General features: G+C 68.8%; 15 protein-coding genes and 1 pseudogene. 14 read left to right on the top strand and 2 right to left on the bottom strand.

Annotation, left to right across the window (positions count from 1 at the left end; translation table 11 throughout):
- Nucleotides 1–41: 41 nt before the first annotated feature.
- Together murA and NON22_RS04695 are read right to left on the bottom strand one after the other, a co-directional pair.
- Nucleotides 42–1301, bottom strand: a complete 1260-nt coding sequence (gene murA, locus NON22_RS04700; protein WP_257385768.1) for a UDP-N-acetylglucosamine 1-carboxyvinyltransferase — start codon at nucleotides 1299–1301, stop codon at nucleotides 42–44.
- A gap of 105 nt (nucleotides 1302–1406) precedes the next feature.
- Nucleotides 1407–1643 carry a BolA family protein gene (locus tag NON22_RS04695; protein ID WP_257385767.1) on the bottom strand — a complete coding sequence of 79 codons (237 nt, stop codon included), beginning with the start codon at nucleotides 1641–1643 and terminating at the stop codon, nucleotides 1407–1409.
- A 188-nt stretch (nucleotides 1644–1831) separates the two neighbouring features.
- On the opposite strand from NON22_RS04695, the gene NON22_RS04690 reads away from it, so the two are divergent.
- The 14 genes and pseudogenes from NON22_RS04690 to NON22_RS04625 form a co-directional block, all read left to right on the top strand.
- Nucleotides 1832–2854: a KpsF/GutQ family sugar-phosphate isomerase gene (locus tag NON22_RS04690; RefSeq protein WP_257385766.1), complete on the top strand. Its 1023-nt coding sequence runs from the start codon at nucleotides 1832–1834 to the stop codon at nucleotides 2852–2854.
- A 101-nt stretch (nucleotides 2855–2955) separates the two neighbouring features.
- On the top strand, nucleotides 2956–3492 hold the full coding sequence (locus tag NON22_RS04685) for a KdsC family phosphatase (RefSeq protein WP_257385765.1): 537 nt from the start codon (nucleotides 2956–2958) through the stop codon (nucleotides 3490–3492).
- On the top strand, nucleotides 3492–4064 hold the full coding sequence (lptC, locus tag NON22_RS04680; protein WP_257385786.1) for an LPS export ABC transporter periplasmic protein LptC: 573 nt from the start codon (nucleotides 3492–3494) through the stop codon (nucleotides 4062–4064). Before NON22_RS04685 ends, lptC begins: the two co-directional genes overlap by 1 nt.
- Before the next feature lie 4 nt (nucleotides 4065–4068).
- Complete coding sequence (lptA, locus tag NON22_RS04675) at nucleotides 4069–4560, top strand: lipopolysaccharide transport periplasmic protein LptA (RefSeq protein ID WP_257385764.1); 492 nt, start codon at nucleotides 4069–4071, stop codon at nucleotides 4558–4560.
- On the top strand, nucleotides 4560–5279 hold the full coding sequence (gene lptB, locus NON22_RS04670; protein WP_257385763.1) for an LPS export ABC transporter ATP-binding protein: 720 nt from the start codon (nucleotides 4560–4562) through the stop codon (nucleotides 5277–5279). The genes lptA and lptB overlap by 1 nt, the downstream gene beginning before the upstream one ends.
- 250 nt (nucleotides 5280–5529) lie before the next feature.
- Entirely contained in the window at nucleotides 5530–6981 is a 1452-nt protein-coding gene (locus NON22_RS04665) for an RNA polymerase factor sigma-54 (protein WP_257385762.1), read from the top strand.
- A gap of 137 nt (nucleotides 6982–7118) precedes the next feature.
- Nucleotides 7119–7448 (top strand): ribosome hibernation-promoting factor, HPF/YfiA family, encoded by a 330-nt coding sequence (hpf, locus tag NON22_RS04660; protein ID WP_257385761.1) that lies wholly within the window; start codon nucleotides 7119–7121, stop codon nucleotides 7446–7448.
- Between the two features lie 208 nt (nucleotides 7449–7656).
- Nucleotides 7657–8109, top strand: a complete 453-nt coding sequence (locus NON22_RS04655) for a PTS sugar transporter subunit IIA (protein WP_257385760.1) — start codon at nucleotides 7657–7659, stop codon at nucleotides 8107–8109.
- An 8-nt stretch (nucleotides 8110–8117) separates the two neighbouring features.
- Nucleotides 8118–9068, top strand: coding sequence for an HPr(Ser) kinase/phosphatase (gene hprK / locus NON22_RS04650; RefSeq protein WP_257385759.1), 951 nt, complete (start codon nucleotides 8118–8120; stop codon nucleotides 9066–9068).
- On the top strand, nucleotides 9065–9955 hold the full coding sequence (gene rapZ / locus NON22_RS04645; protein WP_257385758.1) for an RNase adapter RapZ: 891 nt from the start codon (nucleotides 9065–9067) through the stop codon (nucleotides 9953–9955). The genes hprK and rapZ overlap by 4 nt, the downstream gene beginning before the upstream one ends.
- A 147-nt stretch (nucleotides 9956–10102) precedes the next feature.
- Nucleotides 10103–10495 (top strand): PTS sugar transporter subunit IIA, encoded by a 393-nt coding sequence (locus NON22_RS04640; RefSeq protein ID WP_257385757.1) that lies wholly within the window; start codon nucleotides 10103–10105, stop codon nucleotides 10493–10495.
- The gene (locus tag NON22_RS04635) at nucleotides 10488–10757 is read left to right on the top strand and encodes an HPr family phosphocarrier protein (protein ID WP_257385756.1); all 270 of its coding nucleotides are present in this window, start codon (nucleotides 10488–10490) and stop codon (nucleotides 10755–10757) included. Before NON22_RS04640 ends, NON22_RS04635 begins: the two co-directional genes overlap by 8 nt.
- 145 nt (nucleotides 10758–10902) lie before the next feature.
- A complete protein-coding gene (gene ptsP, locus NON22_RS04630) occupies nucleotides 10903–12627 on the top strand; it encodes a phosphoenolpyruvate--protein phosphotransferase (RefSeq protein ID WP_257385785.1) in 1725 nt (574 codons plus the stop codon).
- A 25-nt stretch (nucleotides 12628–12652) separates the two neighbouring features.
- Nucleotides 12653–13278, top strand: a pseudogene (locus tag NON22_RS04625) (glycosyltransferase 87 family protein); the annotation flags it as partial.

Here is a 13278-nt window from a genome sequence, read left to right as displayed (position 1 = left end):
CTGGTCCGCGGCCATGTCGCCGATCGGTTCCTGAGGAACGCTTACGACGGCAGGCGGCGGATGCGCGCACCGAGCGTGCCGAGCTTTTCCTCGATGCACTCGTAGCCGCGGTCGATGTGATAGACGCGGTCCACGGTCGTGTCGCCTTCGGCGACGAGGCCGGCCAGCACGAGGCAGGCCGAGGCGCGCAGGTCGGTCGCCATGATCGGCGCGCCGGTCATCTTGCCGACGCCCTTGATGATCGCGGTATTGCCTTCGAGACGGATGTCGGCGCCGAGGCGCTGCAGCTCGTGGGCATGCATGAAGCGGTTCTCGAACACCGTCTCGGTGATGATGCCGACGCCTTCGGCGACGCAGTTCAGCGCGGTGAACTGCGCCTGCATGTCGGTCGGGAACGCCGGGTACGGCGCCGTCGTGATGTTGACGGCGCGCGGACGGTTGCCGCGCATGTCGAGCTCGATCCAGTCGTCGCCCGTATTGATGTGCGCGCCGGCGTCCTCGAGTTTGGCCAGCACCGCGTCCAGGGTCTTGGGCTTGGCCTTCTTGGCCAGCACGCGGCCGCCGGTGATCGCGCCGGCGACGAGGAAAGTGCCGGTCTCGATACGGTCGGGCAGCACGTCGTAGTCGGTGCCGTTCAGCCGTTCGACGCCTTCGATCACGAGCGTCGCCGTACCGGCCCCCTGCACGTTGGCACCCATCGCGTTGAGGCAGTTGGCCAGGTCGACGACCTCGGGCTCCTGTGCGGCGTTCTCGATGATGGTCGTGCCCTCGGCGAGCGCCGCGGCCATCATGATGTTCTCGGTGCCGGTGACCGTCACGATGTCCATGTTGATGCGCGCACCCTTGAGGCGCTTGGCCTTCGCGCGGATGTAGCCGTTCTCGACCGTGACGTCGGCGCCGAGCGCCTGCAGGCCCTTGATGTGCAGGTCCACCGGACGCGAACCGATCGCGCAGCCGCCGGGCAGCGAGACCTCGGCCTGGCCGTAGCGCGCGACCAGCGGACCGAGCACGAGGATAGAGGCGCGCATGGTCTTGACGAGATCGTAGGGCGCCGAACAGCTCTTGATCGGGCGCGGATCGACGTGGATCTTCATGCGCTCGTCGAGCACGAGCTGCACGCCCATCTGGCCCAGCAGCTCCATCGTCGTCGTGACGTCGTGCAGATGCGGCACGTTGCCGATACTGACGGGGCCGTCGGCCAGCAATGTCGCGGCCAGAATCGGCAGCACCGCGTTCTTGGCGCCGGAAATCCACACGTCGCCCTGCAGCGGTTCACCGCCGGAAATTACGATCTTGGCCATCTTCTACTCGATTACGGAAATTCGACATCGCGGGAAACAGACTAGGCGCGGGCGCCGGCTTTGGGGGAAGCGGGCCCCGCCGCCGTCCAACCCGGTGAACCGCCTTCAGTGGTTTCCCGCCTCTTCAGGTGTCACGGTCTTGAGAGACAGCGCATGGATGGCGCCACCCATCAGATCGCCGAGCGTCGCATAGACCAGCCGGTGACGGGCCAGCGGCAGCTTGCCGCGGAACGCCTCGGCGACGACGACGGCCTCGAAATGCACGCCGTCGGCCCCGCTGACCTCGGCGGCGGCGCCGGGCAGGCCTTGCTCGATCAGATTCTTGATGGTCTGGCTGTCCATTTCGGGCGGGATCCGTGGCGGATTCGAGGCAGCGGCGGATCGCTGCGACGAAGTGCGGGTTTGCGCCGTCCCTGCGACGGGGACGACTAACCGGCTACACTATGGGGACGCGCATGTTACCGAAAATCCGCTGGCGCCAAAACGTTGCGTTCGAGCGCCCCGTTTCCTTGCTGCATCCTGCCCTGCTCATGAATGCCCAGATCCTGCCTCTGATCTCCGCCTCGATCACCCATCCGCTGGACCGGACCACCCTGGTGCAGAGTGCGCTGCAGGTGGTCGAAACCGAGGCGCGAGCCATCGATCTGCTGAAATCCCGCATCGACGACAACTTCCTGCGCGCCTGCCAGCTCATGTTCGACTGCGCCGGCCGCGTCGTCGTCTCGGGCATGGGCAAGTCCGGCCACATCGCGCGCAAGATCGCCGCGACCCTGGCCTCGACCGGCACGCCGGCGTTCTTCGTCCACCCGGGCGAGGCCAGCCACGGCGACCTCGGCATGATCACGCAGAAGGACGTCGTGCTGGCCCTGTCCAATTCGGGCGAGACCGACGAGCTCCTGACCATCCTGCCGCTGATCCGCCGCCAGGGCATACCGCTGATCGCGATGAGCGGCAACGACGATTCCACCCTCGCGCGGCTCGCCGACGTGCACCTGGACGTCAGCGTGCCGGCCGAAGCCTGCCCGCTGGGCCTGGCGCCGACCGCGAGCACGACCGCCGCGCTGGTCATGGGCGACGCGCTGGCCGTCGCGTTGCTCGAGGCGCGCGGCTTCACCGCCGACGATTTCGCCCGTTCGCATCCGGCCGGCTCGCTGGGCCGTCGCCTGCTGCTGCACATCAGCGACGTCATGCATGCGGGCGACCAGGTGCCCAAGGTCGGCGCCGATTCGAGCCTGTCCGAAGCGCTCGTCGAGATGTCGCGCAAGGGCCTCGGCATGACGGCCGTCGTCGGCGCCGACGACACCCTGCTCGGCGTGTTCACCGACGGCGACCTGCGCCGCGCGCTCGACGACCATGAGGTCGACCTGCGCACGACGCCGCTGACCCGGCTCATGACGACCAAGGCCAAGACGATCACGCCCGACAAGCTCGCGATCGAGGCGGCGCGGCTCATGGAAGACTTCAAGATCCATGCGCTGCTCGTCGTCGACGACAGTAACCGCCTGGTCGGCGCGCTGAACATCCACGACCTGCTGCGCGCCCGCGTAGTCTGAACGCGGCCCCAGGGACGGGACGGCCGGCATTGGACGGCCGCCCCCCGCATGCCGCAGCATCCGCGGTCCCGGCGTCCCGCCCGCCTTATGTTCCATTCCGCATGTCCGATCGCCTGCCCGCCGAAATCCGCGACCGCGCCGCCGCCGTCCGCCTTGCCGTGTTCGACGTCGACGGCGTGCTGACCGACGGCCGGCTCTGGTACTCGGAGGATCAGCGCGAGCTCAAGGCGTTCCACGTGCATGACGGCCTCGGCCTCAAGCGCCTGCTCGCCAACGGCATCGAGGTCGCCGTGATCACCGCGCGCATGAGTCACCTCGTGACCGAGCGCATGGCCGAGCTCGGCGTGGCCCACGTCTACCAGGGCCAGAAGGACAAGCTGGCCTGCCTGAACCAGCTCTGCGAGGCGCTGCAGCTGTCGCTGGCCCAGGTCTGCTACACCGGCGACGACCTGCCCGACCTGCGTGCGATGCGCCGCTGCGGTCTCGCGATCGCCCCGGCCAACGCTCAGCCGGCCCTGCTCGGCCATATCCACTGGTCCACCCGGCGCAGCGGCGGCGAAGGCGCCGTGCGCGAAGTCTGCGAGCTGCTGCTCGAGGCCCGCGGCCTGACCGAGGCCGAACTGGCGCAGTGGCTCTGATGGGCGAGCGCAACTTCCGGACCATCGTCGCGCTCGCACTGGCCGCCGCGCTGACCTGGGCCCTGTTCTGGTTCTTCTACAAGCCCGACAGTCCGCCGGCCTTCGTCGGTCCGCCGCGATCGAACTACACCCTCGATTCGTTCACGCTGAACGCGCTCGACGAGCGCGGCAAGCTCAGTTTCACGGTGACCGCGCCGGCGCTCGCGCGGCGCAACGACGACGGTTCGCTCTGGGTCGACGCGCCGGATTTCCTGATCGCCGCGCAGCAGGGCCAGCCCTGGAAAGGCCAGTCGCAGGCGGCCTTCATCAACAAGGACGGCTCCTACCTGCTGCTGGCCGGCCCGGTCGAGATGCACCGCGAAGCCGACGCGAACGCCGGCGCGGCGCGCGTGGAGACCCGCGACGTCGACGCCTACCCGAAAGAGAACCGGCTGCAGACCGCCGCCGCCGCCACGATCACGCAACCGGGCTCTATACTGCGCGGTACCGGCATGAAGGCCGACCTCAACACGCATCAACTGGAGTTGCTCGCCGATGTCCACGCTTCGTTCGCGCCCAAGCGCAAGCCTTAGTCTCATGGCGCTGCTGACGTTCGCGGCGCCGGCCGCGCAGGCGCTGAAGTCCGACAGCGAGCAGCCGCTGGAAGTCGCCGCGAATCATTTCGCGACGAACCAGAACAAGCACCTGACGGTGCTCACCGGCGCGGTCAAGCTCACGCGCGGCTCGATGAAGGGCGAGTCGGACAAGGGCACGGTCTATCAGAACGACGCCAACGAGATCCAACGCGTCGTGCTCGAGGGCAAGCCGGCACGGCTGCAGCAGCAGCTCGACGGCGGCGGCCGCATGAACGCGACCGCGGCCAACATCGACTACGACACCGACAAGTCGACGGCGATCCTGACCGGCAACGCGGTCGTGATCCAGGAAGGCCGCGGCGAATTCCGCGGCGAGCGCATCGTCTACAACACCGAGAGCGGCGAACTGACCGGCGAAGGCGCGCCGGGCGGCGGCATCACGATGAAGATGCAGCCCAAGGCCAAGCCGGCCGCCCAGGAACCCAAGAAGTAATGCTCAGCGCGACCGGGCTGAAAAAGCGCTACAAGCAGCGCGAGGTCGTCCGCGACTTCTCCTGCCGCGTCGATCAGGGCGAAGTCGTCGGTCTGCTCGGGCCAAACGGCGCAGGCAAGACGACCTGCTTCTACATGATCGTAGGACTCGTCGGCGCCGACGCCGGCAGCATCCGCCTCGACGACACCGACATCACGTCCCAGCCCATGCATGCACGCGCGCGCCTGGGCCTGGGCTATCTGCCGCAGGAGGCCTCGGTGTTCCGCCGCCTCAGCGTGGCCGACAACATCCTCGCCATTCTCGAGCTGCGCGCCGGACTCGACGCAGCCGGCCGTGCGGCCGAGCTCGAGAAGCTGCTCGACGAGCTGCAGATCAGCCATATCGCGAACTCCAAGGGCGCCAGCCTGTCCGGCGGCGAACGCCGGCGCGTCGAGATCGCCCGCGCGCTCGCGGCCGAGCCGCGCTTCATGCTGCTGGACGAACCGTTCGCCGGCGTCGATCCGATCTCGGTCGGCGAGATCCAGCGCATCGTGCGGCATCTGAAGGAACGCGGCATCGGCGTGCTGATCACCGACCACAACGTGCGCGAAACCCTCGGCATCTGCGACCGCGCCTACATCCTCAGCGAAGGCAAGGTGCTCGCGAAGGGCGCGCCGGCGACGATACTCGCGAACGAGCAGGTGCGCGAAGTCTATCTCGGCAAGGAATTCCGCATGTGACGCGGAGGCGGCGCGAGCCGCGCCGCCAAAGATGCACATTGACGCAATTTACACGCCGTACCGTCGATCGTCGCAACCCCTGCGGCACGGCACGGCTCTGTAAATCCTCGCCGAATCCGCTGCCGTGCGCAAGTCGCGAAAACGTGACTCCGGCGCGGTTCCCGCCGACCGTTTTCCGCATTAGGATGGCATCACGGGCGCTTAGCACTGTCTATGCCATTCCTGCCGGGCGCCAACGACGGGACGACTGATGAAGCCTGCGTTAAACCTTCGCCTGCACCAGCAACTGGCACTGACGCCGCAGCTGCAACAGGCCATACGCCTGCTGCAGCTCAGCAGCGTCGAGCTGGAGATGGAGCTGCGCGAAGCGCTCGAATCCAATCCCCTGCTCGAGCTCCCCGACGAGCCCGGCGAACCGGCGCCGGCCGAGGCCGGCGGCGAAGCGCCGACTGCGGAATTCCTCGACGGCCGCACGAGCAGCAGCAGCGAGAGCACGAACAGCGAGAGCGAGACGCGCGAAGCCGAGGAGGACCGTTTCGAACCGCTCGACACGAGTTTCGACACGCCGTCGCGCAACGCCGCGCCGGACGAGGAGTTCGAGCCGCAGGAACCCGAACGGCAGGACCTGCGCGATCACCTGCTCTGGCAGCTCAATCTCACGCCGATGTCGACGCGCGACCGCGCGATCGCCGTCGCGATCATCGAGGCCGTCGACGACGACGGCTACCTGCACGAACCCGTCGAAGCGATACAGCAGGGACTGGCCAGCCTCTACAACGTCAACGCCGACGAAATCGAAGCCGTGCGCCATCGCGTGCAGCGCTTCGACCCGCTCGGCGTCGCGAGCCGCAACCTGCGCGAGTGCCTGCTCGTGCAGCTCGATGCGTTCGAGGCGGAGGTCGACGGCATCGCCGTCGCCCGTGCGATCGTCGCCGATCATCTGGAGGTCCTGGCCAAGAACGACCGCGCGCGCCTGAGCCGCGTGCTCAAGGTCGGCAGCGACCAGATCGACCTGGCCGTGCAGCTGATCCGTTCGCTGGATCCCAAGCCCGGTTCGAGCGTGGCGAGCGCGGCGCCCGAATACGTCGCGCCCGACGCCTACGCGTTCCGTCATCACGGCCAATGGCAGGTCAGCCTCGCGCCGGGCTGCCAGCCGCAGCTCGCGATCAACCGCCATTACGAATCGCTGATCGCGCGCGCGCAGCGCGACGACGCCTCCTACCTGCGCGGCCAGTTGCAGGAAGCGCGCTGGCTGATCAAGAGCCTGAAGACGCGCGCCGACACGATACTCAAGGTCGCCCAGGCCATCGTGCGTGCGCAGAGCGCGTTCCTCGACTATGGCCCGGAGGCGATGAAGCCGCTGGTGCTCAAAGATGTCGCCGAGGAGATCGGCATGCACGAATCCACCGTTTCGCGCGTGACCACGCGCAAGTTCCTGTACACGCCGCGCGGCACCTTCGAGTTCAAGCACTTCTTCTCGAGCGGCGTGTCGACGGTCGACGGCGGCAGCGCGTCGGCGACCGCGATCCAGGCCATGATCCGCAAGCTCATCGAGGCCGAACCGACCGGCAAGCCGCTGTCGGACCAGGGCCTGGCCGAGGAACTGAACCGGCGCGGCATCAACGTCGCCCGGCGCACTGTGGCCAAGTACCGCGAAGCGATGAACATCGCCGCGTCGAACGAGCGCTGCCGCCTGAGCTGAGGCTTGATGCCGCAGGCGGGAACCCCCATGCCGAATATAGGTCAAGCTAACGACACGATTTTTCGCACGAAGCGCACCGTTCGATTCGTGCCGACCGCGTTCCGCGTCAGGAGCGCACTACCGGAAGGAGAAGCACCATGCAGATCAATGTCAGCGGCCCCAAGGTTGATGTGACGCCGGCGCTGCGCAGCTACGTCGAAAGCAAGTTCGAGCGCATCCTGCGCCATTTCGACCATCTCCACGACGTCGGCGTGCAGCTGAGCGTGGAGAAGCTCGTGCACAAGGCCGACGCGACCCTGCATGCGGCCGCCGGCAAGATCATCCACGCGGAAGCGACGGCCGACGACATGTACGCGGCGATCGACGCACTGGCCGACAAGCTCGACGGCCAGATCCGCAAGCACAAGGAAAAGCTGACCGACCATCACAAGGGCGAAGCGCTGCGCGCCGCCGAACGCATCGCCTGATCCCGGCCCGAGCGCCCCCGGCCCCGCCGGGGGCGCTCCCCGACCGACCGCCCGTCCCCACGCCGCGCCGCCCGCCGAAACCCCGCCGACCAAGCCGTCCCGGCCACGCTATTCAGGCACCCGCCCCGGCCCCGCGACCAATTTCTTCCGCACTGCGGCAAGACCCGCGCTATCATCCGCCCCTTTCGCGACTACCCCGTCCGGCGGCATGCGCTTCAGCGAAATCCTGACTCCCGACAGCGTCGTCGCCGGCCTGCGTCTGCGCTCGCGCGGCGCCGTGCTCGAAGCGCTGGCCCAGCTCATGGCGCCGGCGGATCAGGCGCTGGCCGTGCTCGAGGCCCTGACCGAACGCGAAGGCCTGGGTTCCACCGCACTGGGTCAGGGATTCGCGCTGCCGCACGGGCGCAGCAGCGTGCTCGAACGGCCGCGCGCCGCGTTCCTGCGCCTGGCCCAGCCCGTCGTGTTCGGCGCCGCCGACGGCCGCCCGGTGGACCTGTTCGCGGCGATCGTCACGCCGAGCCATTTCACGACCGGCCACCTGACCCTGCTGGCCGACATCGCGACCCGCGCGGCTGAGCCGGCCACCCTGGCGCGCCTGCGCGCCGCGCGCGACGCGAGCGCGCTCTACGCCGAACTGGCAGAATGGGGCCAGCTCGCCTGATCGCCACCATGGATCGACTGACTGCCCGCCAGCTTTTCGACAGTCTCAGCGAACGCCTGTCGTTGCGTTGGACCGCCGGAGCCCAGGGCAACGGCCGCACCTTGGACCCCGGCGACCACCACGCGCGGCGTCCATCGATGGTCGGCTACCTCAACGTGATCTATCCGAACAAGGTGCAGATCATCGGCACCGAGGAGCTGAACTATCTCGACAGCCTGGATTCGCGCCAGCGCTGGGAGACGGTGCAGAAGATCATCAACTACCGCCCGACTGCGCTGATCGTGACCAAGGACCAGGCCGTGCCGAGCGACCTGCGCGAGGCGGCCGAGGAATCCAGCACCCCGTTGTGGTCCAGCCCCAAGCGCGGCCACGAGATCCTGACCTTCCTGCAGTATCACCTCGCGCGCCTGCTCGCGCGGCGCGAGACCCTGCACGGCGTGTTCATGGAAGTCTATTCGATCGGCGTGCTGATCACGGGCGAGTCCGGCTCGGGCAAGAGCGAGCTCGCGCTGGAGCTGCTGACCCGCGGCCACCGCCTCGTCGCCGACGACGCACCCGAATTCACCCAGATCGCACCCGACGTCGTCGACGGCCGCTGCCCCGAGCTGCTGCAGGACCTGCTCGAAGTGCGCGGCCTCGGCGTGCTCAACGTGCGCGAGATGTTCGGCCATACGGCCGTGAAGCCGTCCAAGTACCTGCGCCTCGTCGTACATCTGCGGCCGCTGAATCCGCTCGACGACATCGACGGCATGAAGCGCCTGACCGGCGACGTCGGCTACCGCGACATCCTCGACACGCGGATTCCGCAGATCGCGATTCCGGTCGCGCCGGGCCGTAACCTGGCCGTGCTCGTCGAGGCGGCCGTGCGCAGCCACATGCTCAAGAGCAAGGGCATCGACCCGGCGCAGACCTTCATCGACCGCCAGGCTCATCAATTGCAGCGACAGGCACCGTGGTGAGCGCGGAACTCGGCGAACTCGGCGGCAACGGCGGCGGCACGATCCATCTGGTCGTGCTGTCGGGCCTTTCGGGCGCGGGCAAGACCGTGGCCCTGCGCACGCTCGAGGATTTCGATTTCTACTGCGTCGACAACCTGCCGGCCGCGCTGATGCCGGCGCTCGTCAGCGCAGTCAGCCTCGGCGGCCACCGCCGCATCGCGGTCGGCGTCGACGTGCGCAACCGCAGCGAGGACCTGAACCAGCTGCCGCAGGTGCTGGCCGAGCTCGCCGGCACCGGCGTCGACTACCAGTTGATCTTCCTCGACAGCCGCGACGACGTGCTGTCCAAGCGCTTTTCCGACACACGCCGGCGCCATCCGCTGTCGGCCGACGGCCTGCCGCTGCACGACGCGATCGCGCTCGAACGCAAGCTGCTGCGCCCGCTCGCGGCGATCGCCGACCGCGTCATCGACTCCAGCGAGCTCAACGTGCACCAGCTGCGCCGGCTCATCGCGACCGAGCTCGGCATGAGCGGCGGCGCGCTGTCGCTGCTGTTCGAATCCTTCGCCTACCGGCGCGGCCTGCCGACCGACGCCGATTTCGTGTTCGACGCGCGCGTGCTGCCGAATCCGCACTGGGATCCGGCGCTGCGGCCGCTGTCGGGCAAGGACGCGGCGATCCGCGACTGGCTGCAGGCCAAGCCCGAGGTCCGGCGCTTCCTGGACCAGCTGACCGGCTTCCTCGACGAGTGGCTGCCGCGCTTCGAGGCCGACAATCGCTCCTACGTGACGATCTGCATAGGCTGCAGCGGCGGCCGCCACCGTTCGGTCTACCTGGCCGAACGCCTGGCCGAGCATTTTCGCGGCACGCGCGAACAAGTGCTGACCTTCCATCGTGAACTCGAGTGAAGCGCCCCCATTTCCTCCCCGGCGGGCAATATTCTTGCAAGCCGGTACCACTGTCCGATCTACTGCAGGCACTGTGATGGCCATTTTCCGTTTCGCCCACGCGACCGACCATAACCCGTACGTTCCGGTACGCCTGGAATCGCGGTCGTGAGCGTAGGCGTCCTGCTGCTGACCCATGAGGCCATGGGCGACGCGCTGGTTTCCGCGGCACATCACGTGATAGGGCAGTTCCCGCTGCCGCTGGAAGTGCTCGAGGTCGGCGCCTGCGCCGATCCGGACCGGGCCCTCGGCGACGCGTCGCTGCGCGCGCGCCACCTCGACCAGGGCGATGGCGTGCTGGTACTGTCGGACCTGTACGGTTCGACGCCGTGCAACATCGCCCAGCGCCTGTCCGGACTCGGCTTCCGCACCCATTGCGTGAGCGGCCTGAACCTGCCGATGTTGCTGCGCGTGCTGAACTACCCGAACCAGGATCTCGACCAGCTGGCGCAGACCGCCGCCAGCGGCGGCCGCGGCGGAATCTGTATCGACCATGCCTGAACGCGACATCGTCATCAGCAACAAGCTCGGCCTGCACGCGCGGGCCTCGGCCAAGCTGGTACAGCTGCTGCAGAACTACTCGTCCACGGTCTGGCTGCGCTGCCGCGGACGCGAGATCAACGCCAAGAGCATCATGGGGGTGATGATGCTCGCGGCCGGCGTCGGCACGCCGGTCACGATCCGCGCCGAAGGGCCGGACGAGACCGCGGCCCTCGACGCCGTCGTCGACCTGTTCCAACGCAAGTTCGACGAGGGGCAATAACGACTGGCGGCAGCGGGTGACGCAGGACGGCACCCGCCGCCGCGGCAACGGTTGAAACCGTCGCTCCGGCGCGGCCGCACCGGCTCCGGGAGCGAGGCCGGCATTCCCGATCACCTCAGCACAAGGACCCGTTCATCCCGTGAGCATGCGCATCGTCCTCGCCGGCATCGGCGCCTCGCGCGGCATGGTCCTGGGACGGGCACGGCTGGTCCAGCCCAGCCAGTTCATCATCGACGAAACGCCGCTGGAGCCGGCCGAGATCGAGGCCGAGGCCGCGCGGCTGCAGCAGGCGCTGGAAACCGCCCAGTCCGAGCTGCGTGCGATCCGCGAGAAGCTGCACGGCGCGCTCGCGCGCGAGATCGGCGAATTCATCGACGCGCACAGCATGCTGCTGAACGATCCGGAGCTGCTGACCGGCCTGTTCGACCTCGTGCGTCGCGGCCGCTACCGCGCCGGCGCCGCGCTGAAGCTGCAGCGCGACCGCCTCGCCGCGGTGTTCGAGGCCATGGACGATCCGTACCTGCGCAGCCGGCGCGAGGACATCGACCACGTGATCGGCCGCGTGCAGTCGGCGCTCGCACGGGAAACCAGCCCGGCCGAGCGGCAGATCGCCGCGCGCGTCGGCACCATCCTCGTCAGCGACCAGATCGCGCCGGCGGAAATGACCCACCTGACCGCGCAGGGCGTGCTGGCTGCGGTCTGCACCGGATCCAGCGCACTGTCGCACAGTGCGATCCTCGCCCGCAGCATGCGCCTGCCGATGATCGTCGGCGCGCACGAGGCGCTGGCCGTCGTGCATGACGACGATCTGCTGCTCGTCGACGGCGACCAGGGCCAGGTCGTCGTGCATCCGACCGCGCAGGATCTCGCGCGCTACCGCCAGCATCAGCGCGACGCGCAGCGCGAGGGCCGCCGTCTCGCCGAACTGGCCCTCGCGCCGACGCGCACGCGCGACGACTGCGCGATCCGCCTGTTCGCGAACGCCGAACTCGCCGGCGACGTGGCCCAGGCGCGCGCCAACGGCGCCGACGGCATAGGCCTCTACCGCACCGAATTCCTGTTCCTGCAGCGCCATCATCTGCCCGACGAGGAAGAACAGTTCCTCGCCTATCGCGATCTCGTGCTCGGCATGGGCGGCCTGCCCGTGACGATACGCACCTTGGATCTCGGCGCCGACAAGGCCGACGCGACCGGCCTCGCGCTGACCACCGAGCCGAATCCGGCGCTCGGCATGCGCGGCGTGCGGCTGTCCATGCGCCGGCCGGCGCTGTTCGCGACGCAGATGCGCGCGATCCTGCGCGCCTCGGCCTACGGCCCGATCCGCATCCTCGTGCCGATGGTCACCAACACGATCGAGATGCAGGCCACGCGCCGGCTGATCCAGATCTGCGCGCGCGACCTGCGCAGCGAAGGCCACGAAGTCGCCGACCAGTTCGACCTCGGCGCGATGATCGAGGTGCCGGCCGCCGCGATCGCCCTGCCCAACCTGATCCGCCATATCGATTTCGTCGCGATCGGCACCAATGATCTCGTGCAGTACACGCTCGCCGCCGACCGCAACAACGACGCCCTGTCGGAGCTCTACGACCCGCTGCATCCGGCCATACTGCAGCTGCTCTCGGCGATCATCCGCTGCGGCGAGAAGCACGCGAAGCCGGTCAGCCTCTGCGGCGAGATGGCTTCCGACGCGCGCTACACGCCGCTGCTGCTCGCGCTCGGACTGACCAATTTCAGCATGCACTCCGGCGCCCTGCTCGAAGTGCGCGACGCGGTGTCGCGCTGCGACCGCAGCCGGCTGCGCAAGCTCGCGCCGCGCCTGCTGCGCGCCGAGGACCGCGACGCGCTGCGGCGCATTCTGGCCAAGGCCTGAGCGCGGCCGGTCTGCGGCGCACCGCATGAGCGAGCCCCCCGCCGCAGTGCCGCCCCGTTCCGCCGCCGGTTCCGTCGCGCCGCTGCGCACGACGCGCGCCGAAGCGCTACTGCTCGCGGCCGGCGTGATCGCGTTCGGCCTCGCCGCCTGGGCGCTGGGCCAGAGCAACAACTGGGATCTGCGCAATTACCACTGGTACGACGGCTGGGCCTGGCTGCAGGGCCGCGGCCTGCAGGATCTCGCCGCAGCCCAGGCGCAGACCTGGTTCAACCCGCTGCTGCCGGCGTTGCTGTACGCGCTGCTTTCGTCGCTGAAGCCGGCGCTCGGCACCTTCGTACTCGGCGCGCTGCAGGGACTCAACCTGCTGCCGCTGCAGCGCATCGCACGCCGGCTGCTGCCGCCCGGGCGGCGCTGGCTCGCCTTCGCCGTGGCCGTCGTCGGGGCTACCGGCGCGACCCAGCGCGGCGAGCTCGGGGCCACGTTCGGCGACAACCTCGTCAGTCTCCCGCTGCTCGTCGCGCTCGCGCTGCTGCTCGGATCGCAGCGCTCGCGACAGCGCCTGATCGCGACCGGCACGCTGCTCGGGCTCGCGGTCGGCATCAAGCTCACGGCCGCGCCGATCGCGGCCGGCATCGCGCTCGCGGCGCTCGC

The sequence above is a fragment of the Tahibacter caeni genome (genome assembly GCF_024609805.1).
Lineage (GTDB): Bacteria > Pseudomonadota > Gammaproteobacteria > Xanthomonadales > Rhodanobacteraceae > Tahibacter > Tahibacter caeni.
The sequence above is the reverse complement of the archived record's forward strand: the minus strand, read 5'-3'. Positions and strand labels throughout refer to the sequence as shown.